This is a genomic window from Pseudoalteromonas rubra (assembly GCF_004212645.1).
Taxonomy (GTDB): domain Bacteria; phylum Pseudomonadota; class Gammaproteobacteria; order Enterobacterales; family Alteromonadaceae; genus Pseudoalteromonas; species Pseudoalteromonas rubra_G.
In genome coordinates this window covers 39,275-64,985 of the sequence record NZ_PPUZ01000040.1, presented here as the reverse complement: position 1 = coordinate 64,985, position 25,711 = coordinate 39,275, and the positions used below count along the sequence as shown (strand labels likewise).

Sequence of the window (25,711 nt, the reverse complement as noted above, 5' to 3'; positions counted from 1 at the left end):
GTAAAGACCAAGCTAAAGCTTGGCTTTACACGATAGCTGCGAAGCGTAGCTTCGGTCTTTATTAAGCTACGAGTGGGCACACATCCATGTGAAGGGCTACCGGCTCGACTTCCATGTCTCGCGTTCAGCAAGCTGCGAAGCGTAGCTTCGGTCTTGCTGAACCCAAACATCTTTGTGTAAGTAGCCTTGGTAGTTGACTTTGCTTGGGTCGAAGTGGATTTTCTTCGCTGACTTTTGCTGGCTCTGGTAGTCTTTTGTCAGGTTCATAATCGTCGGGGTGAGTTGGATGATGGCGTAGATGTTCACCAGGGTCATCAGGCCCAGGGCCATGTCGGCCAGGCTCCAGACTTGCTGCAAGGTGGCGCTGGCGCCCCATAACACCATGGCCAGGTAAACGCTTGTATAACCGAGGCGCCCGGCTTTGTTGTCCAGCTTGAATAAGTGCAGGTTGCTTTCTGCATACGCGTAGTTGGCAACCACAGAGGTAAAGGCAAACAAGGTGATGGCGGCGGCTATCAGGTAGTCGCCCACCTCACCAAAATGTGCCTGCATGGCATTCTGGGTCAGGCTGATACCGGCCATTTCACCGCTGACAGGTAGCCCGGATAGCAATACCACCACGGCGGTACAACTGCACAGCACCAGGGTATCGATAAATACTCCCAGCATTTGTACATAGCCCTGGGCCACCGGGTGATTGGGCACCGGCGTTGCCCCGGCTGCCGCATGAGGCACACTACCCGCACCTGCTTCGTTGGAATACAAACCGCGCTGAATGCCATTTTTAATGGCGGCCCCCAAAGCACCGGCACCGGCTTCTGTAAGACCAAATGCCGACTGGAAAATATCCAGCAACATGGCTGGCACCTGGGTAATATTGAGGACAAGAACAAGCAGTGCGGTTGCCACAAACGCCAGGCCCATAAAGGGCACGATCAGCTCGGCAAAACGCGCAATGCTGCGCAGCCCGCCATACACTATCGAGCCTGCCAGCACAGTGATCACCAGGCCCGTGTACAGCGGATTAATAGCAAAGGTATTGTTCAGCGCTTCGGCAATGGTATTGGCCTGCATGGCGCTGAAACTAAAGCCATAACCGAGGAATAAACACAACGCAAACACCACGGCCAGTTTAGGCTTGCCAAGCCCCGCACGAATATAATACGCCGGGCCGCCACGAAATTCGCGATGTTCATCGCGCACTTTGTAGAGCTGACCGAGCACACTCTCAGCAAAGCCGGTTGCCATGCCCAGCAGGGCTATCACCCACATCCAGAACACCGCGCCGCTGCCACCCAGCGAAATGGCCATCGCCACCCCCGCCAGATTACCTGTGCCGACCCGCGCTGACAGGCCGGTGCATAACGCGGCGAAAGAGCTGATCCCCGAGCTGTCGCCGCTCATACTGCCTTTCATCACACTGAACATATGACCAAAGTGACGAAACTGCACCCATTTCAGCCGCCAGGTAAACCAGCCCCCGGCGATCAGTAGCAGGTAAATGAGGATCTGGCCCTGCCCCCACAAAAGATTGTTAATCGGGTCAACGATAAATGCCATCATAGTCACCTGCCTGTTGTTATTGTTGTTGTGTTTATTATGTTTATTCAGCCGCTTGCGTTAGCGCCGGGACAAGTGCACACCCGCCAGCATACAACGTACCGAGCCCCCCGCCAGCTCAATGGCAGAAACCTCCAGCGGCAGCAAAGTGACACAGGACTCCAGCACCGCAATTTGCTCAGCCGTTAGCGCGTCATACGCTGTTTGCGACAGTGCCAGCACCCGCCCTTCACTTGCGCTCAGTTCCAGTGCGTTACCACAAAATGCGTTGATCTGGGCTTCACTCAAAGCGATTAGTTTTTTACCAGCCAGCTGCAAGCGGTTTTTGATTTCTGCGCGCCGCGCCGGGTCAACTATCATATCGAACCCGCCCAACGCATAGTCACTGCCCACACACAGCAGCACATTGGTGTGATAGACCGGCACGCCGCCCTCACTGAGCGCCTCGAACACCATAGGCTCAAAATTAAAATGGCTACAGAATCGCTCCAGTACGTGGGAATCCGTGCGTTTTGAGCGGGCGGTGTAGGCAACCCGCTCAATGTGATCCAGCACCATGGCGCCTGTGCCTTCCAAAAATAGGTTGTCATATTCCAAGCCTGAGTAATCAATCACATCCTGCACCCGATACTCGCGTTTTAACAGCTCAATGATGTCGGTGCGTCGCTCGCGGCGGCGGTTTTTCGCATACATGGGATAGATGGCGATTTGCCCACCCGCATGGGTGGAAAACCAGTTGTTTGGAAACACCGAGTCGGGTGTATCTGTGCCTAAGTCTTCGAACAGGTGCACCCGCACGCCGGCCTGCTCCAGTTGCTCGGCTGCCCGCGTTACCTGCTCGTAGGCCAGCTGGCTAACCCCGCCATCGAACTGCTGTGCCTGAGACTGAAAACTGTTGTCGGCGCGGGTTTCTTCATTGGGCAAAAAATGGTGTGGCCGGATCATCACCACGGCACTGGGCGCTTGTGGAAACATAACTAAAATACCTCTAATACAAATACGGATAACACGCGCCGTCTGGCCGGGCAAGATGGCGTCATTCATGCACCTAAACTTGGCTGGTGCACAGGCTAGACGCTCGCGCGCCTGGCATATTTTTTCATCTACCATCGCTCATAAAGAAAACAAACGCAAAAACTATTGCAGTGATTTACTCACTTACCCAAAGCAAATACACTATGCGCTGGATTTACAAACTCAGGAAGTAGTGATGATCACGGTAGGTATCGACTTAGGCACAACCAATAGCGCAATCAGTTACTGGGATGGTGAACAAAGTGTGTTAATTGCCAATTCGCTGGGCGAAGCTCTGACCCCGTCGGTGGTTGGGGTTGACAACAGCGGCGAGGTATTAGTGGGCAAAGCGGCTAAAGAGCGGCTGATCTCGCATCCGCTACACACCACGGCATTGTTTAAACGTTATATGGGTACCCAACGTACCGTGACTCTGGGTAAGCAACACTATAGCGCCGCCGAGCTATCCTCCCTGGTGCTGAAATCGCTAAAAGCGGATGCCGAAGCTACGCTTCGGCAACCCGTTACACAAGCCGTGATCAGCGTACCAGCCTACTTCAACGACTATCAGCGTAAGGCCACGAAACTGGCCGCAGAGCTGGCCGGGTTGGAAGTGCTGCGCCTGATCAACGAACCCACCGCGGCGGCGCTGGCCTATGGCCTGCAATCACAAGAAGACGACACCCATTACCTGATCCTGGATTTGGGCGGCGGGACGTTCGATGTGACCATTTTGGAATACTTTGACAGGGTGATGGAAGTCAAAGCCTCGGCAGGCGACAACCACCTCGGCGGCGAAGATTTTACCGGCTTGCTGATCTCGGATTTTCTGCGTCAGCACCGGCTGCAGCCACAGCAGCTCAATGAGCATCAGCAACAAAACCTGACCCGACTGATTGACGAGTGTAAATGCCGCTTAAGCGGCGAAAAACAGCCGCACTTTGAGATAGAGCTGGCCGAGCAAACTCTGCGCTATGAGCTGAACGAAGAGAAGATACGCGAGATCTGCCAGCCACTGCTCAACCGCTTACTCACGCCCATTGAACGGGCATTTAACGATGCCGGACTGAGCCCCTCAGACATTGACCACATTGTGATGGTCGGTGGTGCATCGCGCATGAACATTTATAAGCAGTGCCTTATCAAAGCACTCAAATGCTTTCCGACTACTCAGCTTGACCCGGATTTGGTGGTGGCGATGGGCGCCGGTATACAGGCGGGCCTGGTAGACAAAAATGAAGCCCTGGATGACGTGGTACTGACCGATGTCTCGGCGTTTAGCCTGGGGACCGGCACTCACAATGAGCACGACAGCGATGGTAAGGTTGGCAACTATTTTACACCCATTATTGAGCGCAATACCGTATTGCCATGCAGTAAGGAGCAGGTATTTTATCCTATCCACAAAGCGCAAAAACGCCTGTTGATGACCATTTACCAGGGTGAAAGCCGCTATGTGAAAAACAACATCAAGCTGGGTGAAATTGATGTGCCGCTGCCCAAATCCGACAATATCGACGACAAAATGGTCCGCGTACGCTTTACTTACGATATCAGCGGCCTGCTGGATGTAGACATTACCGTGGAGCAAACCCAGCACACCATCAGCCAGACCTTTGAACAGTCTTCTTCGATGCTGTCAGACAAAGAAAAGGCCCAGCTGAAAGAGAAAATGCAAAAGCTCAAAGTACACCCCAGAGATCAGCAGCATAACCGCCTGCTGATGGCCAAACTGGAGCGTATTTACGAGCAAAGCCGCGCTCAGTATCGTGAGCAAATAGCTGAGCTCATCAGCGTCTGGGAAGCGGCACTCGCAAGCCAGGACAGCCAACGTATTGAGCAAACCTATCAGGACATTACCCAATTTTTAAAAGAGTTAGGTGAATAAAGTGACAGACAATCCCTGGGACGTACTGGGCATTGAGCCCGGTGCAGACAAAAAGACCATCAAGCGTGCTTATACGAGCAAGCTCAAGCTGTGCAAACCCGATGAAGACCCTGAAGGGTTTCAGCTACTACGGGCAGCCTATGACGAAGCTCTGGCCCAACTCGAAGAACAACCACAGCAGCGCGTAAAGCTGGGTGCAGAGGAGGTGCCACCGGTTCAGGCCATCGAACAGGTAACCCCACAAAACAACCCACCGGAAGTTTTACCTGATATAACTGTGCAACCTCATAGTGAGCCTGTACAGACACACGTTTCAGCACCCGATGAAGGTGCTCAAGAAATGCAGGCATTCGAAAAAGAACTGACAGAGCTGCTGGATAACGCCTACCGGCGCAACCAGCAAGGTGCCTGGCAACTGCTGATTGAACACCCGGCCTGTGTAGATATGCAAAATCGCCGCACGGCTTCTCATCGGGTATTTCATGCCGTGCTGGATTTTCAAAAATCAGCGCGCGCGGAAGTTACCCCGCTGGACATTGAGATCCTGGTGTTTCTGAACCAGCATTTTGACTGGGCAGAAGATCAAGCGCTGGAGCAGCAGGTGGGCCATCCTGACTTTTACAATATGACCCACAAAGAAATGCCAGAGCCAGAAGTACGCATAGAGCCGGTGGGCGACACCAGCAACATCGCCAACCTGTTCATTGGCCTGACTATACTCTGTGCGCTGGGCCTGATCATGATTTCACTCTAAGCGTCTGGCACCTCATTTGACGACGCGGCAGGCTGAGATGGCTCTTCGCTGCTGCGTTTACGCCACCAGCTTGCCAGCACAGAGCCGCTGACATTGTGCCACACAGAGAACAAGGTACCGGCCAGCGCACTGGCCGGGGCAAAGAACTTCATTGCCAGGGCAACCGCCAGCCCGGAGTTTTGCAGCCCCACTTCCAACGCAATTGTGCGGCAGCTTTTCTCTGGTAACCCCAATTGCTTCGCCACCAGGTAGCCAAGCGCTAACCCCGTCGTATTATGCAGCACCACAGCCAGCGCCACAATTAGGCCTATGGTCGGTAAGGTCGCTGCATTCAGTGCCACCACAATGGCAATGATCAGCACAATGGCCGGCACTGAAAACAAAGGCAAAAGTGGCGCCAGGCGCTGTATCGGGGCACGAAAAAAATGGTTCAGCAGCACACCCAATACCACCGGGATCAGAACAATTTTAACCAGGTTCAGCATCATGCCCATAAGCGGAATATCCACCACCTGCCCGGCCAGCAGCTCAACCAGCAAAGGAGTCAGTACTACGCCTGCAAGAGTGCTGATGGCCGTCATAGAAATAGACAAGGCGACATCACCTTTGGCCAGAAAACACATTACATTGCTGGCTGTGCCGCCAGCCACACAGCCCACCAGCACCATACCTAAGGTCAAATCGGCATCAAACTGCAACAAGGTGGCTACCAGCAAAGCCACCAGCGGCATCACGCTAAACTGTAACACCAGACCAACCAGCACCGCTTTGGGTTGTGTTAGTACATGACGAAAGTCCGCCGGAGTCAGGGTTAATCCCATGGTCAGCATAATAAAGGCGAGCAAAGGAATAATGCTGGCTTTGAGCGCCACAAACGGCTCGGGAGTAAAAAGGGCAAAGGCACTGAGCAAAATAGCCCAGAGCGGAAACAGTTGGATGGTTAAACGCAGCATATAAGGCGCTCGGTCTGGCAGTTAAGGTGGCTCAGTTATACCGCAATTACCGCGCAAAACAAATCCTGCCTCTGCGCTCGTATTTTTTACGCTGTGTGATAGAGTTAGGTCCAGTATCGTGGATTTATGCGAAGGAATGACATGGCCGAGTACCGCTTTTTATCTTATCGTTTTGATTGCCAGACACACACGCTAAAACAAGGCAAACAGCCACTGGAGCTGCGCCCGAAAGCCGCCAAAGTGCTGTGTTACCTGCTACAAAATGCCAACACTGTGGTGACCAAACAGGAGATCATCAACGCCGTCTGGGGCCATACACAGGTTCAGGACCATCGTTTGTTTCAGCTGATCAGCGAGCTCAGAAAGCTCGCCCCCGATCAGGATATGATCCGCACCTTCCCAAATCAGGGTTACTGCTGGCAAGTCAAAACGACCATGATTTCATCGTCCTCTTCACGCCCTCTCATTGCCATAGCGGCTTCGGTCACGCTTATACTGGGCGCGGTTACCACCGCTTTTCTGGGTAACCTGAACCCGCCTGCTGCCACATCGGCTATGCTGCCGGCATTGTCGGCCTATCACAAGGCCATTGTGGCCTTTGAGCAGCAGGATTATGCTCACGCACAACAATGGCTGACATTTAGCCTGCAAGAAAACCCGGACTCCGTTGAAGCACAACTGTTGATGGCCGAAACCTTGCTGCAATTAGATGAAACAGCACAAGCGCAGCATTATGCCAGCCAGGTTGTGCAGCAAAGCCCCGTTAACAGTTATTACTTTTCCCAGGCAGCTGACGTGCTGAGCCGCCTTTATGCCAGCCAGGCCCGCTTTACCGAAGCGCTGGACTTTGCCATTCAGGGGCAACAAGCAATCGATGAGCAGGCGATTTGCAGCGCAGTGGTCATGCAACAGCGCATAGCCGATTTAATCTTAGCGCAGCCGGCACCTTTGCACTCCCCCACATTGCAAAATACCAGCGTGCAGCTGATCACAACGCCCGATACACACTCAAAGCAGGCCACGCTGTGCAAGCAGCTGACCCAGCCGGGGCCGACTTCGATGCGCCTGTGTCCTGCGAGTCACGATGTTCAGGTCGCTCGAGAGAAACTCGCTTAACTCACTGATTTTATTGCTTTGATAGAAGATTATAGATAGCTTCAGACGAATTTATAAGCCCTATTCAGCAGCACGCGTTATAACCGGTGTAACTTAATCACAACCGGAATAATCACCATGACTTTGTCCTGTACATTCTCTACTTTGCTGCTTGGCACCGCCCTGCTAAGCGCCTCTCCCTTGGCAGCTGACCCCGAGCACCGAGCCTCTGCAACACCCGCCAGCCCGATGGAACAAGCAAAAACTAAATTGCGGGCGCTGACGGGCACAGACATTGACTTTGAACTGCACCCTTACTCGGATGACTTTTATCGCCTCAATCTGGGTAATGAACACTTGCTGCTGTCAAAAGATGGCAATTACCTGTTCAGCGGCCGTGTCATCGATGTGCGCAGCCGGGTAGATCATATTGCCAAAATACAGCAAATTGCCAACCAGCAGAGCATGGCCAACATCCCTTATGAGCAACTGCTTACTTACCCGGCAAACAACGAGCAGTATAGCATTACCGTGTTTACCGATATCGACTGCCCTTATTGTCGTAAGTTTCACAAAGAATTGCCCGCGCTCAATCAGCTCGGCGTCACCGTTCATTATGTGATGCTCCCCAGAGGCCGTGCCGGCAGCCCGGCTTATGAAAAAACGGCGGCAACACTGTGCGCCGAGCGGCCGAATCAGGCCATGGATGCCGCCATGCGCAGCTCGCCTGCACCACTGCAAAATGCCCAGTGTCAACACTCACTGGATACCCAGGTCGCACTGGCCAGGCAATTTGGTTTTCAGTCCACACCAACCATTTTGCTGCCAAATGGAGAAGCCTTACCAGGCTACGTACCAGCCAGGGAGCTGGTTGCGCGACTGGAAAAGCTTTAGCTATTGAGAGCACAGGATAAATCGGGTTAGTATGACAGCATAATTGGCTTGCACCTTCGCGTGTTGCTCTGAGGATACCATGCTGGATAGTTGTCATACTCGTCGTAAATTTGGCTCTTTTTGTCCGCTGGCATGGCTGCGTGCAGGCACGTTAATGCTGCTGTTGACACTGTTCGGCATGCCGCCTGCGCAGGCCCAAAACAGCTCAGCAACCCCGCCCTCAGACGCGGAGCTGGTCGCACGCCAGCAACTCGCCCATGCTCAAACACTCAGTAAACAAGCTGCCATAGACGCCTATTTGTCATTGCTCGACATGCCCGTGCCCGAAGCGCCCGATATCCACCTTCAGGCCCTTGAAGCTTTGTTTTTTTTGTATATACGGCAGGGGGATTATGAGGCGGCAGAGGCCACCGTAACCCAGTATGCAGAACGTGCGCAGGTCGATGATGGTGCCTATCATCATATTCAGGCCATACTGATGCGTGGATTTTTAGCCGATCAACAAAGCCATTTTTCTACTGCCGAGCAGCTTTACCGGGACGCATTGGAAGAAGCTCAGTCAATTGGTCACAACGAACTGATGGCCAGGTCCTATGAACGAATATCTTCCGTGCTTAGGCGTCAGGATAAATATATCGAGGCACTGCAAATCGCTCAGCGCTCAACCAATGTGTTACGAGATCTCGGTGAAGACTTACTCTACCTCAGTGCTTTACAAAACTTGGGGATTATCCAGGCTATTTTAGGTGATTACACCACCGCTCTGGCGACTTTGACTCAGGTCTTTGAGCTGGCAACCAAACTGGACAACCAGCCGAGCATTGCCGATGCCCTATACGAAACGGGCGAAGTGTATCGAAAAATGGGCAACTTTGAGCAAGCTCTGCCGCATTTTCAGCAAGCCCACGAAATAGACATCAGGTTTGGGAACAAACTATACATTGGCAACAGTGCCATGAAGATTGGCTATATCGAACTGGAACGTCAGGAATATGAGACTGCGCTACACTATGCACGAAAAGCGTACGGACTCTATCTGGAAGTTGACTCAAAAACCGGCCAGGCCAGAGTGCTCAACCTGCAAGGTCTAATTGCACTGAAGCAAAATAACCTCAGTGAAGCACAAACACATCTGGCGCAGGGGCTGGCACTGGCCAGCCAACACCAGTTTGAGTCAATCATGGTCCTGTTGCAGATCAGCACTATCAAGTTGGCGCAGGCACAACAACGCCATGAAGATGCCATCGCACTGAGCGACACGGCACTGGCTGCCGCCACTTCAATGCAGGACAAAAAGCATCAACTTGAACTCCATGAGTTGCGCGCAACCTCTTTTGAGGCGCTCGAGTTACATCAGCAGGCACTGGCCGAAACTCAGGCTTACCACACATTGAGCGATGCCCTGGGGCAGAACCAGCATAATCTCACTCTGGCAGCCCTGCAAAGCAAAGTTGAATTTATGCGTAAGCAACAGGAAATTGAAAGCCTGAACCTGGACAGAGCGCTTCATCAGGCTGAGCTCAGCCAGAGAGAGTGGCAGCTGCGCGCCTGGTGGTTGGCGTCTGCTGCCTTGTTTATTCTGATTTCGGCACTTGCCTATCGGCAGGTTAAAAAGCGCAAACTGGCCGCGGAGCGGGCAACCCTATTACAAGAAGTGGTGGATAAAAAGAATGCAATGCTGGCGGATGTGTCCCATGAGATCCGCACACCACTGACCGCGTTACAGTTACAGGTTGAGGCATTACAATTCAACATCGCTCAGGATGTAGACGCCTCATACAACACCATCAATCGTAAGCTGTCGGATATCAACCGCCTTATCTCGGATATTCACCAACTGGCGATGGCCGATTCACAAAGTTTGCACCTGAATCTGGTGCAATGTAACCTGACCGAAGTGATGGCACTGTGGGAGCAGGAATTTGCTCAGTTTACGCACGGCAAAGGCTTTGACTGGGAAGCGCATATTCAGCTCAGCGGCGAAGTCACCATCAGCTGGGATGTCGATCGCATCAAGCAGGTGCTCACTAATTTGATTGCCAACAGTACGCTATATACGGATAAACCGGGTAAACAACGGCTAACGGTCTGGCAGCAACGCCAGCACATCCACATTACCCTGGAAGATACCGCACCGGGCGTTGCAGATGAGCACCTGAGCGAGATATTCGAACGGCTATTTCGGGTCGAAAAATCTCGCAGCCGACGCACCGGCGGCTCAGGCTTGGGCCTGGCTATTTGCAAAAGCCTGATCGAAGCGCATCAGGGCACCATTTATGCCCAACACAGTGAGCTGGGCGGGCTGAAAATGGTGATTGAGTTGCCTCAGACGGTTAGCTAAGGCACTTGCGCCCGATCATGGCTGCCATAATCGCGCGCCACCGCAGCCACGCGAATGCGATAATGCTCAAAGATGTGCTCCCGCCCCTGTTGCTGGGCTGCTCGATGCTCTTCCTGCGTTCGCCATTGCTGCACCGCCGTCTCATCCCGCCAAAACGAGAGTGAAAGTAATCGATCAGGGTCGTTCAGGCTTTGATACCTTTCTATGGATATAAACCCGTCTATTTCTTGTAGCCTGGATTTAAGGTCCACCGCGACATCCAGATAAATCTGTCGCTTGTCTCTGTGCGGGGTCACTTCAAAAATAACGGCTATCACTTTGCTCTCACTCCTTGCAAAAACGTCTGCGGAACACAGGAGAGAAAGCTGCGTTTTTCCTGCAAAATAAACCGCTCTTTAAGCGCAAAGTTAAAATTATCCCGGCCTTGCTGATCTGCCTTGAGCCGAACCCGATACGCCTCGTATTCGGCCAGGCTGGCAAAATTGATCAAGCCATAAGCCACAAAATTGGTGCCTTCGTGTGGTAAAAAGTAGCCAACCAGCTCGCCTCCACACCTTGGGATGATCTCCCCCCAGTTTCGGGCATATTGCTCAAACAGCGCCAGTTTGCTTGCGTCTAACTGATATTCGATAAAACATGTGATCATAGTGCATTGTCTCCGTTAGTGTTTTTAGGCACTATACAGACCACCCAATAGCTATGCTTCGGCCTGTATCGAACTATTCCTATGCACGAACCCGACATCACCCTGATCGCCAGCTTAATTGGCGAGCCCGCCAGAGCCCGTATGCTCATCGCTCTCATGTCGGGTAAAGCGCTGACAGCAACGGAGCTGTCACTGGAAGCGGACATAACTGCCCAGACTGCCAGCAGCCATTTGGCGAAATTGGTTGAAGGCTCACTACTGTCGGTCAGAAAACAAGGCAGGCATAAATACTTCCAACTGAAGAGTCAAAAAGTTGCAGGGTTAATCGAGCAACTATTGACGCTTAGTAGTGAAATAACACTGAAAACACACACGGGGCCAGCGGACCCCTACTTACGACAAGCACGCGTCTGTTATGACCATATTGCGGGTGAGCTGGGTATACAGCTTTATGACGCGCTGACTGAAGCTAACTACATCGAAGACCAACAAGCTGAAACCCTGCTGACTCCAAAGGGGACCGCCTTTTTTGAGCAACTGGGTGTCTGCGTTCAAACACTTAGGAAAAAAAAGCGCCCGATCTGTAAATCTTGCCTGGACTGGAGTGAGCGGCGCAACCACCTGGCAGGTAGCCTGGGACACTGGATTTTAAATGATGCACTTGAGCGAGGGTGGCTGCAAAGAGTGCCGGACTCCCGGGCGCTTATCCTGGATAAAACCCGTGGCAACCTCTTTGCAAAAACCTATGGTATTGCGTTTACAGGCAATACTGAGAAATGATTTTATAGACCTGATTGATGTTATCGCCCGCTTTAAACTCTTTGGTCAGCGGCTCGGGCTCTGAACCAATCCAGATTTTCAGCTCCGCGTCCAGGTCAAAATGACCCGCCGACTCCTTGCTAAACTTGGTGATTTTACCGTACGGAATGCTCAGCATTTCGACTTTCGAGCCGGTGACTCCCTGCTTGTCTATCAGGATCAGACGTTTGTTCGTAAACACAAACATATCCCGGATCACTTTATAGGCCTGTGCCACGCTCTCTCCCTCGATCAGGGTATCGTTGAGTAGTTTATCCAGCTCATCGCTGTCTACTTCGCTGGCATTGCCTAGTAACCCACTTAACAGTCCCATCTGGTTGCTCCTTTTTATTTAATCAGCCACAAGCTTAGTAACATAACCGCTGTTTGTCGAAAGCCTTATCTTATTGCTCGCCTAAGCTGCCATAAGGTAAGGCTCTCGGCCCTGGTGTTTGTCCTTACGACGGTAGCTGCCTTTGCCTTTTTTACTTTTCTCTACTTTGCTTCTAAACAGCGGGCTGGTTACCAAAGCTTTTAAAGCGTTGTCTTTAATGTCGCCCCGTAAATGTTCGTGGGACTGGCGGCGTTTGCTTGCCATACTCTTTTTACTCCTGAATTTAGTTTAAATAACCACCAATTGTGGCGCGCTGATTATTGATGTATTCCCCTTCGCACGCAAGTCAATTTTTTACTTTTTTCGTAAAAATTTTTTTGTTCATTCCGCCTTCAGCTCAAGATTGTAACTCTTTATGCGCTATACTTTTTTCTTAACCGTAGCGTCGCCCTATAAAACCCTATGCGCAGCATTAAAACCTCAAACGGCATTACCCTGAGCTATCAGGATTGTGGTAACCGACATGCACCCGCCATTATTTTGATCATGGGGCTGGGCGCACAAATGACGGTGTGGCCCGATGAGCTGTATTTTGGTCTGGTAGACAAAGGCTTCAGAGTGATCCGCTTCGATAACCGCGACAGCGGCTTGTCGAGCCATCTGGACGACTACGGCACCCCCAATCTGTTTAAAACCTGGTTACGCCGCAAGGTCCCCTTTGGTAAGCAAGCGCCCTACTCGCTCGAAGATATGGCAGACGATGTACTGGCACTGATGAAGGCACTTAAAATTAAAAAAGCCCACTTGGTTGGCGCCTCTATGGGCGGCATGATAGCGCAGATTTTAGCCGCCAAGGAGCGCAAAAAAGTGCTCAGTCTGACTTTAATCATGTCTAATTCAAACAATCAGTTAATTTCAGGAAAAAGCCTGGGGGTTCTGATCAAACTGGCACGACTCACGCCCCGCGACAACTGTCGACAGGCCGCAATTTCATATAATGTCAGGCTTAATCAGCTAATTGGCAGCCCCGCCTATCCACGAGACGAGCACACCCTGCGAGAGCAGGCCACCATGCATATCAGCCGGGCCCACAATCCAGCAGGGTTTAAACGCCAGCTGGCCGCCATCACCGCGAGCGGCGACCGACGCCACCTGTTAACCCGGATCAAGGCGCCTACCTTAGTGATCCACGGCACCCATGACCCGATTTTTCCGCTTACTGCGGGTGAGCAAACCGCCGCCGAGATCCGCAAGGCACGGCTAAAAGTGGTAGAGGGCCTGGGACATGACTTTCCGCCTATACTGATGGGCAAAATGGCCAAATGGATTGCCAAACACGTAAAAAAGGCCGAACTCAAACGACTTAAAAAGAAGCGTAAGAAAAAGGCGGCAGCAGAACAAACCGAGTCAGTTTCGGCACCCACCTGTAAGCCCGACCCATCCAGCTAACCCCTTTATAAAATATTCGCTTTTCTTCCAGGTGATTTTCCCGGTATGCTTACAACACATCAGACCAGTTAAAATCATCAACATGAAAACACCTATTACCGACTTACTGGGCATAGAAAAACCCATCGTCTTACCTGGCATGAGCTGGATTTCAGTTCCTGAGCTGGTTGCAGCAGTCTCCAATGCCGGCGGTCTTGGGATCTTAGCCACCGGACCGTTAACGCAGGAGCAAACCCGTCAGGCCATTGCCAGAATTCGCACCCTCACCGACAAGCCCTTTGGCGTTGGGATCACTTTGCTGATGCCCGGCGCAAAAGAAAACGCCAAGGTCGCGCTGGCTGAACAAGTGCCAGTGATTAACTTTTCGCTGGGTAAAGGCGACTGGATAGTGGAAGGCGTAAAACGTTACGGTGGCAAAACCATCGCCACAGTCGTGACCGAAAAGCATGCACTGGCCGCGCAAAAAAGTGGCGCAGATGCCCTGCTGGTCACTGGCCACGAAGCCGCCGCACATGGGGGTGAGGTCACATCCCTGTGCCTGGTGCCCAACATTGTTGAGCTGGTCGACATTCCGGTGATTGCAGCAGGTGGATTTTCCGATGGTAAAGGCTTGCTGGCTGCTCTGGCACTGGGGGCCGATGCCGTTGCCATGGGCTCCCGTCTGGCAACCAGCACGCAAAGCCCGGTCCACCAGAATGTTAAACAGGCGGTGGTCGATAAAAAGGTCGCCGACACCATTTACTCTAAGAACTTCGATGGCCTCTACGCCCGGGTAATGAAAACTCCGATGGCAGAAAAAGCCACCCGCCGCCCGATGAATCCCATCGTGGCCGTTTTTAAGTCCTTTAAAGCCTCAAAAATGGTCGATATGCCACTGTGGAAATTACTACTGGGCTTACTGGCTCAGTTCGACAAAATCCGTATGCTGACCCTCTTTGGTGCCGCTACCGAAAAGCTGGAAGCCGCCACCATCAGAGGCGACCTGGAACAGGGCGTCCAGTTTATTGGCCAGTCGCAGGGGATGATCCGCGACATCGAACCCGTCGAGGTCTTGATCGACCGAGTCATGACCGAAGCGAAAGCCGAGCACGCCCGGGTAAGCAAACTACTGGCAGAATGATTTGCAATAACTGCGCGTATCGTGGTTTTAGCAAGCAAAGTCACGGGGTGATTTTAACTGGCTGTCTGTGTAATAATCGACTGTAATTAAAACACTTATAATAGCCAGACACCCAGATGCAACAGGTAATCGACATCCAGTGGTGGCAGCTGGGCTTGTTCAGCCTGACCCTGCTGCTGCCCTTTGCTATCAACGCGCTGTATCAGCTCAATATTGGCAAAGAAGCCGTGATTGGACTGATCCGCATGATCGTACAGTTATTGCTGGTCGGCCTGTATCTGGAATATCTGTTTACCCTCAATAATCTCTGGGTAAACCTCGCCTGGTTGCTGGTAATGCTGCTCATCGGCAGCAGCGCGATTCTCAGTAAAGCCCGCCTGCCCAGGCGTCCGCTCTTTGTGGCCGTGTTTACCGGATTGTGTGCCGGACTCTTACCTCTGTTAAGCTTTGTCACTTTGGTAATTATCCAGCCAACGCCCTATTACCATGCTCAGTATCTGATCCCACTGGCGGGCATGTTGCTGGGCAACAGCCTCAATGCCAACATCGTTTGCCTGCAACACTTCTTCGATGCCTTTAAAACCCGTTGGCCAGAGTATGAGGCCGCATTGTCGCTGGGTGCACAGGTGCGCGAAGCCACTTTGCCCTTTGTACAAAACGCGCTGCAAAAGGCGCTTGCACCCATTCTGGCCACCATGGCCACCACCGGCCTGGTGTCGTTACCCGGCATGATGACCGGCCAGATCCTCGGCGGCGCCAGCCCCATGGTCGCCATCAAATACCAGGTGATGATCATGATAGCCGTCTGGGTCATGATGAGTGTGTCTATTACCGTATGCTTGTTTATTGCCGTGCGTCGCGTGATTAGCCCGCAGGGCAAGCTGCACGCCGAGTGTTTGGAGCAAGGAGTAACCGAACGTGGCTAATCTTCTGGCGCTTAAAGAGAAATATTAATACATTACTTAAGTTGGAATGGATTTTTTACTTAAGTTTCCGAACTTTAAGTCGATGAACAACCTAAGAACATACTATCGTGAAATAAGGAATATGACATGAAGGTGAGTAATAATTATGGCGCAAGTCAATATGCCAGTAATCAAACTGCTCCTGCGCTCCAGCGTAATAAAGCACTTCGTCAAGGCGAGACTAAAAACCAGGATGACACACTGAATACGGTCCTTGCCGATGACATATTCACTCGCTCAAACGCCGACTTTTCTGATTATGAAAAAGCAAATTACACAGCGGATGGGCGCTTAAACCTTCCTCCTGCTTTTGAATCGCACCGAGGTGTAATTGAAGCGATTTTTACCTCTATGGACAAGCTTTATAGTGACACACCCAAAGCGGCTCAGCGTATGTTTCAGGCTTACTCAGGCGTAGAACAAAACATTCTGAGTGAATCTCCTGAATTAAGTCATAAAGACTGGGGATTTTCGGTGAATGACCAAGGTGTTCTGGTTGCTACAGGCCAGCTATCGGATGCGCAGCGTGATGTGATAGAAACTCACCTCAACAGTAACAATAGCCTGGTGAAGGCGGCACAAGATTTTAAAGCGCACTTTATCGAAGGACTTCACATTCAACGAGGTGACTCGGGTAAAAGCCAGTATTGGGGCAAGTATGATGTAAACAATCAGAACTTTGCAGATATTATCGACTTTAAATCGATGATGAACCAAATTGCAAGCGCTAATGAGAGTAAAACGGGTGGGTTTGAATGGCGCTCAAAAAGCCAATATGCTTGGGAGCAAGGCATAGTTGCACAATTGAAAGCCAAAGCAGAGCCTAAATTTTCAGCTTGAGTGACACAAGCAAAGTAAACCTGCCACGAATAGAGTACAGCTCGCTTTTGGTACTCAAACGCAGACAATTGTTTACAGGTGTCGCCTGGAGAGTAAATTTCGATATTAGCACCAACAACACTTCTGAAAATAATAACGAACCAGTTGCAGTAAAAGTGTGCCCGGTACCTACAGCCAATAAAAGCCCCAGGTCGCTTGATCTTAGCCTGTTTAACGTTCGTACTAAGTTTGAGCATAAGCAAGCGACCAAAGAGCGCGGATTGCTCGCTCACCATACATTTCAAACTAAACCAGCGTGAGTAACTGGCACAAACCATTACTCTGTTACCAACCAAGACATACATGGTAATAAAGACATGAAGCTATACTATAAAAACCTGGCAGCAAAAAAAATTGATAAGCTCATCATCAACTCCCTTGATCAAGCGCTGTACCAAGCAATTGTCCTAATCAATGGTGCAGAACATACCGTCTGGAAGGATGAAAAAACAACCCTGCTGACCAGAAACTTAACCGAGATGAGAGAGCTCTTTGAGCAATTTGATATCAATGAAATAGTCCTCAGGCATGAAAGCGCTTACGACGAAATGATAGGATCCGCTCCCAAAAAAAATAGCAACAGACTAGAAGTCCCGCTGGGCAAAAACCCCTATGCTTTGCCCAAATACCTGCACTGAGCGTTTAGCAAAATATAGACGAGTACCTTGTTGCTACAAAATTCTACTGAGTGGACCTCAGCTTTGACCTAATATGTACTTTACAGTCGAGTTTTATGATTGCGCATGTATGAAATGACTATCCGAGGTTGCAAAATCTAACGAGCACATCAAAATAGACACCTGCTAATTCGCGCCTAAATTCACAGGGAGTTCAAATGAAACTGGTACCTCTCATTGCTGGCTTTGCAGTGACTTATATTGGATATGAAAAACTGACTTCTGAGCCACCTGAACAAATAGGCTGGTTAATAATAGCTGGCGGTGTTATTTTTATTCTGAGTGCTTTTAACACATCTAAAGGTAAATCCGAGTTGAGTATTGAGCTGGACAACGGCGGTTCTGATGGTGGTGGCGGTTCTGATGGTGGTGGTGGCGGTGACTGACCAGATTGGCAGATAACCACTTGCACCATGCCGCCTGGCTGTAGCTCCCCCCCATAATTAATTGTATAAATGTGCTTTAAGTCAATGAAAGCAAAATTATTTGTGCTGAAAATGCCGTTCGAGGATGGGCCCGGGAAAATGTGGATTTGTTCACATTGTGCGTTAATAGAAGGTGCGCTATCGGCCAATCCGCACTGGCAAAGTGCTATCGATATTCACCGTATCGACTTTCCAAAACCGCGCAGTGAAGTTGTTGCGATTTTGGGTGAAGAAAGGCAGTGGCTGCCTATATTGATTTTGGATAAAAACCATACAATCACTGACCCCATAGAGATAATCAACTATCTTGCTAAAGAGTTTGGTGGTGCCAGCGTACACCCCTAAGCCGTTTAAAAACGCGCACCTGTCGAGCATTTTTATTTGCAATACAATACATTAAACCAGCCGAGTTCATATATTGTTCTGACTATTTTAAAAGGGATCTCTAATGGAAAAAGTACTCATTAGCGCCTGCCTGCTTGGCAACAAAGTTCGCTACAATGCCAGTTGTTTGTCGATCCCCGAATCCGATTTACACTGGCTGCAATCTAATATGAAGCTGGTTGTGCTTTGCCCCGAAGTATCGGCAGGGTTACCCACGCCCAGAGCCCCGGCCGAGATCATCGCAGGGCAAGGCCAGGACGTGCTCTACGGCTCAGCCAGAGTCGTTGAAGGTAATGGAACTGATGTCACAGCACCATTTATTAAGGGGGCTGAAAACGCATTACTGCTGTGCCAGCAACAGCAAATAAAATATGCAGTACTTGCTGAGGGAAGCCCTTCATGCGGCAGTACACACATTTACGACGGCACATTCAGTGGTGTCAAACTCAATGGCTAAGGAGTAACCGCAGCGTTACTGGCGCGCAGCGGAATTAAAGTGTTCAGCCAACACGCGATAGCTCAGTTACGAGATTTACTGCAAGAACATGGATAATTGACAACGAAACACCCAAAATAAAAAAGTTAATACTCTGATTTATAACAGATAAGCCACCAATAAACTTACAATTCATTACATAAACTGTATTTTTTCTTCGAATACACGATTACAATAGGCCAATTCATCGCCAAGTCATAACCAACTCAGCCCCATGCGAGTCGCTGCGATATGGCGATCTACTAGTCAAACCTTTGGAGTACCCAGTGACATACAGACGAATTTTCCCTGCGGCAGCCCTGCTCTCCCTTACTTTGAGTGGTTGTGGCGGAGGCAGTAACAACGCGGATAATACAAACCAATCAACGCTCACAACACCAGCTGAAACCTTTACTCTGACTACCAATATTAGCGGCTCTGGCAGCGTCACTCCCGCTACACAATCTGTGCGTAAAGGTGGTTATGTCACTTTAATACTCGAGCCTGACGAGGGCTATTACTCAGACTCAGCCACCGGGTGCGGCGGCACACTGGATGGCGACCTGTATACCATTGAAAATATGCAGGCAGCGTGTACTGTTGAGATCCAGTTTAAACCCCGCCTTAAACTCAGCGAGCTGGATATGGACCCGGCACTCGCGCAATGTTTAGCCCTCAATGGTGGCTATCAGTACGCTGACGAAGTGACTCATTTGTACTGTGACAAACCTATCAGTAGCGCCGAGACTATCAAGCACTTTAGAAAGCTGCAATCTTTAGACTTGTATGGCGAGCGTTTAACCAGTCTGGATGTCTCAGGAAATTCAGAATTAGAGGTTTTGTGGATCTCAAGCCCGCTGCTTACAGCGCTTGATGTATCAAACAACACAAAACTTGAGTCCTTGTTCGTGACTGACAGCCAACTTCAGTCATTAGATATCTCACAAAATAAGCAACTCATTGACCTGTCGGTCTCCTCTGCTCAATTAGAAGCGCTGGATTTGTCTAACAACCCAGAGCTCACCTCACTGTCAGTAAACAGTCAGGCTCTGTCGAGTCTCGATCTCAGCACCAACATAAACCTTGCAGGTTTGAGCCTTGAAAGTGCATCATTAACCACTCTGGATCTTTCTAACAATACCAAGCTCAATAACCTGTGGCTTAATCGCCTTGCAATCTCAGAACTGGATCTATCACACAATTCTGCGCTAGTTAATATGCACCTTTACGACATTGAGCTATCAAGCCTGAACTTAGCAAACACGCCACAATTGAACAGCCTGGATATGTATGGCAACCAGCTGACTCAGCTGGATCTAAGTCATGCCACACAACTTGTCCACTTGGGGGTAGCCGGTAATCAACTTACAGAAATTGATCTTAGCAAAAATAGCGCACTGGAAAGCATCAACCTGTCCCGTAACGCGCTAACCCACATTAATTTGGACAACAATCCGCGTTTACAATCACTGGACCTGTGGAGCAATGCGTTAACCACCATTGACCTGTCTAATAACCCAGCACTGACTAATTTGCAGCTTGGATATAATGAACTTTCCGCCCTGGACTTATCTAAGTTGCCTAATCTCACAGAGCTCAATGTACGAAACAACATGCTGAGTGAACTGGATATCTCGCATAATCCCATGCTGGCTGCACTTCATCTGTCGAGCAACCCGCTAAAACAGCTAAACTTTCCAGTAAATGATGCGCTGACTGAACTCTCTGTCTCTGGTAATAATTTTACCCAGCTGGACTTTTCAAATTTCAAAGCGCTCACTAAGCTATCTGTTTCAGGCTCCCAGCTGACAAACATCACACTCGACCAAAACACAGGCCTGAAAGAACTCGCGGTGTTTGCAGATAGTTTAGCGAAATTAGACGTGTCAAAAAACATCGCACTGACTCACTTTGAAATCGAAAGCGATATCCTCACAGCACTGGATGTAAGCAACAACGCGGCACTGCAAACACTGAAAATATATGACTCGCAACTCGATACACTGGATGTCTCTAAACAGACTTCGCTGACAGAGCTGCAAGTCACGGCGTGGGACATACAAAACCTGGATATTAGTCATAATCCGCTACTTGAAAAGTTGTCGGTTACAAGCGGACAACTTAACGCGCTCGACTTATCCAATAACACTCAGCTTGAACAGCTGAGCGTTATTGCCTGGTCACTGACTCAACTGGATGTGTCTGCCGCCCCCGGCTTAAAAGGACTCAGGGTAAGCAGTCCTCAACTGGACAATCTGGCACTATCTAAGTTGCCGCTACTTGAGCGCCTGGAGTTGCGATCAGTTCCGATAAGTACGCTAGATTTATCTGCGCACCCTAAACTCGTTGAGCTAAGGCTTGACAGCGTACCACTTAACAGCCTGAACCTGTCTTACGTACCCGAACTAGAAACCCTCACCGTCTGGTGGTCGCAACTTACCAGTCTTGACCTTTCATACAATACAAATCTGCGAGACCTGGATGTCAGCTTTAATCCGCTGAGCAATATCGATTTATCTGGCAATGCGCTATTAAAGCGGGCCTATCTATCTGATAACCAACTGACACAGTTAGACATTAGCAGCAATAGCAAATTGTACTCTCTGAGTGCGAGCTATAACCAACTGGCTACAATGCGCATTACTGACCAACCCGAACTGCAATACCTATACCTGAACAGCAATCTGCTCAACACACTCACCGTTACAAACGCACCTTTGCTATCTGAGCTTGACACCTCCAACAACCAGTTAAAAGAGCTGGACCTGAGCAACAACCCAGCCCTTTCCAGTGTCAATGTGAACTACAATCAATTGTCCTCTTTGACACTGGGCAGTCATAATGCACTCACCGAGCTGCGGGCAGTAGACAATCAGCTGACAGAACTTAATCTTTCATTGACTCCGTCTCTCATTACTCTGGAAGTAGACAACAACCAGCTGACGCACCTTGATACCACTGCAAGTCCGGCAATCGGGTCAATGAGTGCTAACTACAACCAGTTGACCGGGCTTAATCTGGCAACCAATTCGGCGTTAAAGAGCCTGTCTGTGTACAACAACCAGCTCAGTACATTAGATGTTTCTGGTCAAACTGAACTCACCTATGTTGATGTGAGAGAGAATAACATAGCTCAGCTTGACATCACTCACAGTGCTGCATTGTATACCTTACTGGCCAGCAACAACCAGCTAACGGGGCTGGACACCTCGGACAATAATGCACTGGTGGATCTGAACCTGACGAGTAACCGGATCACGTCTCTTGATTTAACCAATAACAGCCAATTGAACTACCTGTACCTGTACGACAACGCCTTGTCGCACATCGATGTCAGTACAATTGAACAACTGTATTATTTTGAACTAGACCAAGGCGTAACCTGTACTGGCGACGTGTGTTTATCGGCCTCTTATTACTGACCTGCTAAACAGTGACTGGCACACAAGGTGTACCAGTAACGCCAGTGATAAACCCACATAAAGCAAAAAGGGCCGCCTAAAAGCGGCCCTTTCTATTCTCGGTGGATACTCAACGCTGAACTCACTCCGCTCACACGCTCAATTAATACCAGTTTGCCTAATTAAGTGCTCTATTTTGAGGCGAGAAAATATGTTCGATAACCAGGCAAAAATTTGCGAACTTATACCTTAGGTAAAGGTTCTAAATGAGAAATTTTTAACACAGTTAGCGTCATATTTGCTCCGTCAAATTGAACAGGTATTGAGTGAAATTGGTATAAAGCCATACTGGCGGCAATGTATCTGTTTAGTGGGTTCACTGGCTTAAACGGCGCACCTCAGCACGGCTTGGCGCCTGCTCAATGCTGAAAGTATCGAGCTGTACATCATCACCAAATACATCGCTGAGCAGAGCTTTGTATTCATCCGGCGTTCTGTCCAAGTCTACCGTAAACAGCGATTTCAGCTGTGTTCGCTCAACCCCGCGCTCATCGGCAAGTGATGCCAGGGCTTGGCCAACATCTGCAAAGCCCTTATCATCCATGCTACCCACAACAGCGCCGCCAACACGGAACACCGCCGTTTGAGGGCTCTGCTCGAACATCAGTTTACGTCGGTATGCCTCATCCTGCGCCAGCTGCTGAGTGTATTCAGCCTCTTTTCGGCTGGCTACCTGCTCACTGATAAAAGCCTGATAAGAACGCCCATTAAACCACTCAAACACATCTGCATTGGTCGGCCCTTCTCCCGGTTCGAAAAACTCAACCTCACCGCTTTGCGGGTAATGCTGTTCAATCAGTGACTGCAACTTTTCAATATCTCCACCGGCTTGTCTAAACAAGTCCTCTACGCCTTTGTGCCCAGCAAAAGAACCATCTTCCTTCAGATATGCCATGACCTGACCGTCAATTTTGATCATTGCCCTCACGTCTTGCTGTTGGCCATGCTTTTGATAATGATCCGCCAAGTCTTTTGCACCTAAAGATAGCGCATGCATGTCCTGTTTCAGCATATTCATCTCTTCTTCACTGGCCACTCTGATGTGATCGCTCTTGAGTAAGTACGTCAGGTTTTGTTTACCTTCTAACCGTGTGGACAGGGACTTGCCTGCCGATAGTTCATCGGCGTCTTTGCTTGGTTGCACAGGCTTACCAGCCGGAGTGCGGTTGTAGTATTGCTCCGTAGCACTGTGAGAATGAGATATTTGCACAATTCAGCTCCTTTTGAGGTTTGATCTTAACCGTTATAACTGCATGGATATTCCACTTAACCACATGCAATTGAAACGTCTATGGCCGTTGCGCAGCAAATTTTGGACCACTAAGTAGCTATGCAGTTAAAAATTCTCCTCACCAGGTCACAGTCAGTTCAAAGCCTGCGCTGTGCACCGTCGGCACAAAGGTTAAACAGTAAAAAATCCGTTGTTCCGGCACAGGTCGCCAGGCCCCGCCACGGGCAAGGAGTTGCCGCATGATTTTAGTGTGCCTCTGAACAACCCAAAAGATAAGCTGCTGTTTTATTTGGGAATACCGGTTTAATTCATAACAAGAAAGTTACCCTGTGTGACTAACGACTACATGTAACTCTCTGCATCATAAAAAAGCTGTTTCAGTGTGCCGCAGTTAATAAACTTGTAGGCCAGTTCTCCTGCGCTGGGCACCCGCTTTGAGGCCCGAAACTTTTGCAGGCAGGCTCCGGTTAAATCAACAAAAATCAGATGATTAAAGCTGGGCCTTTGCTGTATTTTGTGAACGTAAATACGCTCCGTTTTATTGATTTCAATGACATCATATTCGTGCCACTGAGAGGCGGGCTCCAGTTTATTGAGCTTGCGGGCAAATAGCTTATCACTGAGCACCAGTTGCCGCTGCGGATACACCAGCCGGCCATCACGTGCGTAGTGGCCTTCGTAAACATCTGCCATTATTGTTACTTCTTCGCCGCGTTCCAGTCGCTGTAAGTTAAACGGCTCGGGTTTGATGGTAATTAGTTTTGAATCTCTGATCAGGCTCAGAAAGGCCACATCCGGATTCTCGAGCCGGTATACAACATGAATATCGTTGGGCAACCCATACGATGGAAAGTTGCTAGCATAGATCCGTGAGCCCCGATTCATTAATACCATCCCATGCTCGCCCTTATATGCCGGGTTAAGTGGCGGCGCTTGCTTTTCGTCGGCTGATGCCACACAGGTGAATATTAGTGTGGTTAATAGCAGAATCACTTTCATTGTCAGTTTCCTTGCAGTGTTTCCACTGAGTATAGCAAGCAATGCGCAAGTCACCTCGGTACAAGCCGGACTGAATAACTGAGCGGATGGGCGCTTCGATAGGAAGAAAGTCCGCCCGAACTCAGCGGATCATCAACGCACAAAAAGGCCGCGCAGACTAAGCTGAGCGGCCCGTTATCAACGTTGCCAAACAGTGATAGGTTATGGCTTAACTGGGATCAGGTTAAAGTTTTCCAGTCTGCCATCCAGGTTGCGGAATGCTTCAATCTCTGCAAAGAATGCCTGGCCATTGCGTGTTGCAGGGGTGACCACTGAGTAGAATACAAAGTTAAGACCTGCTACAACCTGCTGCTGTGCAGCCAGGATGTCATAATCTACGCCGATCAGCGACTCAATTTGCTCCGCCGCTGCTTGCTCTGCTTCTGTGAACTCATCACGCAGTGCAACACCATCGAACGAACCGATAGGTGGAACCAGTACAGGGCGGCTTAATACGCGCTCTGCAGTTTCAGTGTACTTGTCATCCAGTGCATGGATCACGATAAGCTCTAACTTGTTTACTTTTGCCACATCCGGTGCAACAACCGGCTCAACCAGGCAGTAGAACGCATAGTTAATGCCATTAACCACCTGAGACTGGCCAGCCAGTGGCGTGATTTTTACACCATCGCGCTGATTAATGTGCTCAAACGCATTGATAAAGTCTTTGCTGAAATCTTTTGCCAGTACCACTGAACCATAGGCACCCAGGTTATGAATTGTCTGAGACATAATTGTTTCCTTATTATTTCCAGTAATCCCGCACCATGCGGGGCTTATTCAACTGGCACTCAGTGTAGATGCGAATGACCCGCTTGTTGGTATCAGTTCAGTATCAGTTTGGTATCAGTTTCGCCGCCCCCAAATCTAAGACATTAGGGTGAAAAAATACTGACAGTGTGTAGCAAAAAATGAACACTTAAAGTAACGGTCACCATTTGGCAAAAGACGCCAATGACTGCTAGCCTTTGGTCTCAACGTCAGTCAGGAGCACGTTAATGGACGGCAGAGTCAAACTCAATTGTCACCGGCTCAAGGAACTCAGAAAAAGCCTGGGCCTGAGTCAGGAAAAACTAGCCTGTGCATGTCAGGATCAAGCTTTGTGCGTGTCAATTGCCACGCTTAAACGCGCCGAATGCGGCAACCGAGTGTACTATCGCACCGCAGGCGACTTGGCACGTTTTTATCAAATCCCAGTCGCCGAGCTGCTCAGTGAGCAGTCAGGTTAACGGCGCTTACCTGCAACCCCCCGTCAGTCAACCCTGTTCAGGCACTGACAAAAATTGCTATATTGGGGCAAATCTTGTACTCTTCCGGCCCGCATTCTTCA

General features: G+C 49.9%; 25 protein-coding genes and 1 pseudogene. 16 read left to right on the top strand and 10 right to left on the bottom strand.

Annotated features, from left to right (window positions below; all coding sequences use genetic code 11):
- Positions 1-96: 96 nt before the first annotated feature.
- Positions 97-1,563: an alanine/glycine:cation symporter family protein gene (locus C3B51_RS15365; RefSeq protein ID WP_240701913.1), complete on the bottom strand. Its 1,467-nt coding sequence runs from the start codon at positions 1,561-1,563 to the stop codon at positions 97-99.
- A 57-nt stretch (positions 1,564-1,620) separates the two neighbouring features.
- Positions 1,621-2,535, bottom strand: a complete 915-nt coding sequence (ctlX, locus tag C3B51_RS15360) for a citrulline utilization hydrolase CtlX (RefSeq protein WP_130245647.1) — start codon at positions 2,533-2,535, stop codon at positions 1,621-1,623.
- Positions 2,536-2,602: 67 nt separating this feature from the next.
- On the opposite strand from ctlX, the gene C3B51_RS15355 reads away from it, so the two are divergent.
- Together C3B51_RS15355 and C3B51_RS15350 are read left to right on the top strand one after the other, a co-directional pair.
- Positions 2,603-4,462 carry a molecular chaperone HscC gene (locus tag C3B51_RS15355; RefSeq protein WP_165389171.1) on the top strand — a complete coding sequence of 620 codons (1,860 nt, stop codon included), beginning with the start codon at positions 2,603-2,605 and terminating at the stop codon, positions 4,460-4,462.
- On the top strand, positions 4,455-5,216 hold the full coding sequence (locus C3B51_RS15350) for a J domain-containing protein (RefSeq protein WP_130245629.1): 762 nt from the start codon (positions 4,455-4,457) through the stop codon (positions 5,214-5,216). The genes C3B51_RS15355 and C3B51_RS15350 overlap by 8 nt, the downstream gene beginning before the upstream one ends.
- On the opposite strand, the gene C3B51_RS15345 is transcribed toward C3B51_RS15350, so the two are convergent.
- Positions 5,213-6,169 (bottom strand): bile acid:sodium symporter family protein, encoded by a 957-nt coding sequence (locus C3B51_RS15345; protein ID WP_130245628.1) that lies wholly within the window; start codon positions 6,167-6,169, stop codon positions 5,213-5,215. The genes C3B51_RS15350 and C3B51_RS15345 overlap by 4 nt on opposite strands.
- 141 nt (positions 6,170-6,310) lie before the next feature.
- Here C3B51_RS15345 and C3B51_RS15340 point away from each other — a divergent pair, with 141 nt between their 5' ends.
- The 3 genes from C3B51_RS15340 (at position 6,311) to C3B51_RS15330 (ending at position 10,499) form a co-directional block, all read left to right on the top strand.
- Positions 6,311-7,285, top strand: coding sequence for a winged helix-turn-helix domain-containing protein (locus tag C3B51_RS15340; protein WP_165389170.1), 975 nt, complete (start codon positions 6,311-6,313; stop codon positions 7,283-7,285).
- Between the two features lie 117 nt (positions 7,286-7,402).
- Positions 7,403-8,158 carry a DsbC family protein gene (locus C3B51_RS15335; RefSeq protein WP_130245626.1) on the top strand — a complete coding sequence of 252 codons (756 nt, stop codon included), beginning with the start codon at positions 7,403-7,405 and terminating at the stop codon, positions 8,156-8,158.
- A gap of 79 nt (positions 8,159-8,237) precedes the next feature.
- A complete protein-coding gene (locus C3B51_RS15330) occupies positions 8,238-10,499 on the top strand; it encodes a tetratricopeptide repeat protein (protein ID WP_130245625.1) in 2,262 nt (753 codons plus the stop codon).
- On the opposite strand, the gene C3B51_RS15325 is transcribed toward C3B51_RS15330, so the two are convergent.
- Both C3B51_RS15325 and C3B51_RS15320 read right to left on the bottom strand, forming a co-directional pair.
- Positions 10,496-10,816, bottom strand: a complete 321-nt coding sequence (locus C3B51_RS15325) for an antibiotic biosynthesis monooxygenase family protein (protein WP_130245624.1) — start codon at positions 10,814-10,816, stop codon at positions 10,496-10,498. The genes C3B51_RS15330 and C3B51_RS15325 overlap by 4 nt on opposite strands.
- Positions 10,813-11,145, bottom strand: coding sequence for an NIPSNAP family protein (locus C3B51_RS15320; protein WP_130245623.1), 333 nt, complete (start codon positions 11,143-11,145; stop codon positions 10,813-10,815). Before C3B51_RS15320 ends, C3B51_RS15325 begins: the two co-directional genes overlap by 4 nt.
- Positions 11,146-11,226: 81 nt before the next feature.
- Here C3B51_RS15320 and C3B51_RS15315 point away from each other — a divergent pair, with 81 nt between their 5' ends.
- Positions 11,227-11,925, top strand: coding sequence for an ArsR/SmtB family transcription factor (locus C3B51_RS15315; protein ID WP_130245622.1), 699 nt, complete (start codon positions 11,227-11,229; stop codon positions 11,923-11,925).
- Here the strand turns inward: C3B51_RS15315 and C3B51_RS15310 are convergent.
- Positions 11,903-12,277, bottom strand: coding sequence for a PH domain-containing protein (locus tag C3B51_RS15310; RefSeq protein ID WP_046003562.1), 375 nt, complete (start codon positions 12,275-12,277; stop codon positions 11,903-11,905). The two genes, C3B51_RS15315 and C3B51_RS15310, sit on opposite strands and share 23 nt — an antisense overlap.
- An 81-nt stretch (positions 12,278-12,358) precedes the next feature.
- Complete coding sequence (locus tag C3B51_RS15305) at positions 12,359-12,541, bottom strand: alternative ribosome-rescue factor A (RefSeq protein WP_130245621.1); 183 nt, start codon at positions 12,539-12,541, stop codon at positions 12,359-12,361.
- Positions 12,542-12,739: 198 nt separating this feature from the next.
- Here C3B51_RS15305 and C3B51_RS15300 point away from each other — a divergent pair, with 198 nt between their 5' ends.
- The 9 genes and pseudogenes from C3B51_RS15300 (at position 12,740) to C3B51_RS15260 (ending at position 22,073) form a co-directional block, all read left to right on the top strand.
- Positions 12,740-13,726, top strand: a complete 987-nt coding sequence (locus C3B51_RS15300; protein ID WP_130245620.1) for an alpha/beta fold hydrolase — start codon at positions 12,740-12,742, stop codon at positions 13,724-13,726.
- An 82-nt stretch (positions 13,727-13,808) separates the two neighbouring features.
- Entirely contained in the window at positions 13,809-14,846 is a 1,038-nt protein-coding gene (locus tag C3B51_RS15295) for an NAD(P)H-dependent flavin oxidoreductase (RefSeq protein WP_130245619.1), read from the top strand.
- Between the two features lie 116 nt (positions 14,847-14,962).
- Positions 14,963-15,772, top strand: coding sequence for an ABC transporter permease (locus C3B51_RS15290; protein ID WP_130245618.1), 810 nt, complete (start codon positions 14,963-14,965; stop codon positions 15,770-15,772).
- 126 nt (positions 15,773-15,898) lie between these two features.
- Positions 15,899-16,651: a hypothetical protein gene (locus C3B51_RS15285; RefSeq protein ID WP_130245617.1), complete on the top strand. Its 753-nt coding sequence runs from the start codon at positions 15,899-15,901 to the stop codon at positions 16,649-16,651.
- 356 nt (positions 16,652-17,007) lie between these two features.
- The gene (locus tag C3B51_RS15280; protein ID WP_130245616.1) at positions 17,008-17,328 is read left to right on the top strand and encodes a DUF6482 family protein; all 321 of its coding nucleotides are present in this window, start codon (positions 17,008-17,010) and stop codon (positions 17,326-17,328) included.
- A gap of 197 nt (positions 17,329-17,525) precedes the next feature.
- Positions 17,526-17,753 (top strand): hypothetical protein, encoded by a 228-nt coding sequence (locus tag C3B51_RS15275; RefSeq protein ID WP_130245615.1) that lies wholly within the window; start codon positions 17,526-17,528, stop codon positions 17,751-17,753.
- Between the two features lie 84 nt (positions 17,754-17,837).
- Positions 17,838-18,137 carry a DUF3088 family protein gene (locus C3B51_RS15270; RefSeq protein WP_130245614.1) on the top strand — a complete coding sequence of 100 codons (300 nt, stop codon included), beginning with the start codon at positions 17,838-17,840 and terminating at the stop codon, positions 18,135-18,137.
- Between the two features lie 103 nt (positions 18,138-18,240).
- Positions 18,241-18,729 (top strand): annotated as a pseudogene (locus tag C3B51_RS15265) (DUF523 domain-containing protein).
- A 209-nt stretch (positions 18,730-18,938) separates the two neighbouring features.
- Positions 18,939-22,073: a hypothetical protein gene (locus C3B51_RS15260; RefSeq protein ID WP_130245613.1), complete on the top strand. Its 3,135-nt coding sequence runs from the start codon at positions 18,939-18,941 to the stop codon at positions 22,071-22,073.
- Between the two features lie 355 nt (positions 22,074-22,428).
- On the opposite strand, the gene C3B51_RS15255 is transcribed toward C3B51_RS15260, so the two are convergent.
- From C3B51_RS15255 to C3B51_RS15245, 3 genes are all read right to left on the bottom strand, one after another.
- Positions 22,429-23,322, bottom strand: coding sequence for a hypothetical protein (locus tag C3B51_RS15255; protein WP_125721624.1), 894 nt, complete (start codon positions 23,320-23,322; stop codon positions 22,429-22,431).
- A gap of 363 nt (positions 23,323-23,685) precedes the next feature.
- Positions 23,686-24,342 carry a hypothetical protein gene (locus C3B51_RS15250; RefSeq protein WP_130245612.1) on the bottom strand — a complete coding sequence of 219 codons (657 nt, stop codon included), beginning with the start codon at positions 24,340-24,342 and terminating at the stop codon, positions 23,686-23,688.
- Positions 24,343-24,543: 201 nt separating this feature from the next.
- A complete protein-coding gene (locus tag C3B51_RS15245) occupies positions 24,544-25,113 on the bottom strand; it encodes a hypothetical protein (protein WP_130245611.1) in 570 nt (189 codons plus the stop codon).
- A gap of 266 nt (positions 25,114-25,379) precedes the next feature.
- Here C3B51_RS15245 and C3B51_RS15240 point away from each other — a divergent pair, with 266 nt between their 5' ends.
- Entirely contained in the window at positions 25,380-25,610 is a 231-nt protein-coding gene (locus C3B51_RS15240) for a helix-turn-helix domain-containing protein (RefSeq protein ID WP_046003574.1), read from the top strand.
- The last annotated feature ends 101 nt before the right edge of the window (positions 25,611-25,711 follow it).

Coding starts and splice junctions, on each gene's coding strand:
- C3B51_RS15365 (WP_240701913.1), bottom strand. CDS start 1,563: ATGATGGCATTTATCGTTGACCCGATTAACAATCTTTTGTGGGGGCAG.
- ctlX (WP_130245647.1), bottom strand. CDS start 2,535: ATGTTTCCACAAGCGCCCAGTGCCGTGGTGATGATCCGGCCACACCAT.
- C3B51_RS15355 (WP_165389171.1), top strand. CDS start 2,603: ATGCACCTAAACTTGGCTGGTGCACAGGCTAGACGCTCGCGCGCCTGG.
- C3B51_RS15345 (WP_130245628.1), bottom strand. CDS start 6,169: ATGCTGCGTTTAACCATCCAACTGTTTCCGCTCTGGGCTATTTTGCTC.
- C3B51_RS15340 (WP_165389170.1), top strand. CDS start 6,311: ATGGCCGAGTACCGCTTTTTATCTTATCGTTTTGATTGCCAGACACAC.
- C3B51_RS15335 (WP_130245626.1), top strand. CDS start 7,403: ATGACTTTGTCCTGTACATTCTCTACTTTGCTGCTTGGCACCGCCCTG.
- C3B51_RS15330 (WP_130245625.1), top strand. CDS start 8,238: ATGCTGGATAGTTGTCATACTCGTCGTAAATTTGGCTCTTTTTGTCCG.
- C3B51_RS15320 (WP_130245623.1), bottom strand. CDS start 11,145: ATGATCACATGTTTTATCGAATATCAGTTAGACGCAAGCAAACTGGCG.
- C3B51_RS15315 (WP_130245622.1), top strand. CDS start 11,227: ATGCACGAACCCGACATCACCCTGATCGCCAGCTTAATTGGCGAGCCC.
- C3B51_RS15310 (WP_046003562.1), bottom strand. CDS start 12,277: ATGGGACTGTTAAGTGGGTTACTAGGCAATGCCAGCGAAGTAGACAGC.
- C3B51_RS15305 (WP_130245621.1), bottom strand. CDS start 12,541: ATGGCAAGCAAACGCCGCCAGTCCCACGAACATTTACGGGGCGACATT.
- C3B51_RS15300 (WP_130245620.1), top strand. CDS start 12,740: ATGCGCAGCATTAAAACCTCAAACGGCATTACCCTGAGCTATCAGGAT.
- C3B51_RS15295 (WP_130245619.1), top strand. CDS start 13,809: ATGAAAACACCTATTACCGACTTACTGGGCATAGAAAAACCCATCGTC.
- C3B51_RS15290 (WP_130245618.1), top strand. CDS start 14,963: ATGCAACAGGTAATCGACATCCAGTGGTGGCAGCTGGGCTTGTTCAGC.
- C3B51_RS15285 (WP_130245617.1), top strand. CDS start 15,899: ATGAAGGTGAGTAATAATTATGGCGCAAGTCAATATGCCAGTAATCAA.
- C3B51_RS15280 (WP_130245616.1), top strand. CDS start 17,008: ATGAAGCTATACTATAAAAACCTGGCAGCAAAAAAAATTGATAAGCTC.
- C3B51_RS15275 (WP_130245615.1), top strand. CDS start 17,526: ATGAAACTGGTACCTCTCATTGCTGGCTTTGCAGTGACTTATATTGGA.
- C3B51_RS15270 (WP_130245614.1), top strand. CDS start 17,838: ATGAAAGCAAAATTATTTGTGCTGAAAATGCCGTTCGAGGATGGGCCC.
- C3B51_RS15250 (WP_130245612.1), bottom strand. CDS start 24,342: ATGAAAGTGATTCTGCTATTAACCACACTAATATTCACCTGTGTGGCA.
- C3B51_RS15245 (WP_130245611.1), bottom strand. CDS start 25,113: ATGTCTCAGACAATTCATAACCTGGGTGCCTATGGTTCAGTGGTACTG.
- C3B51_RS15240 (WP_046003574.1), top strand. CDS start 25,380: ATGGACGGCAGAGTCAAACTCAATTGTCACCGGCTCAAGGAACTCAGA.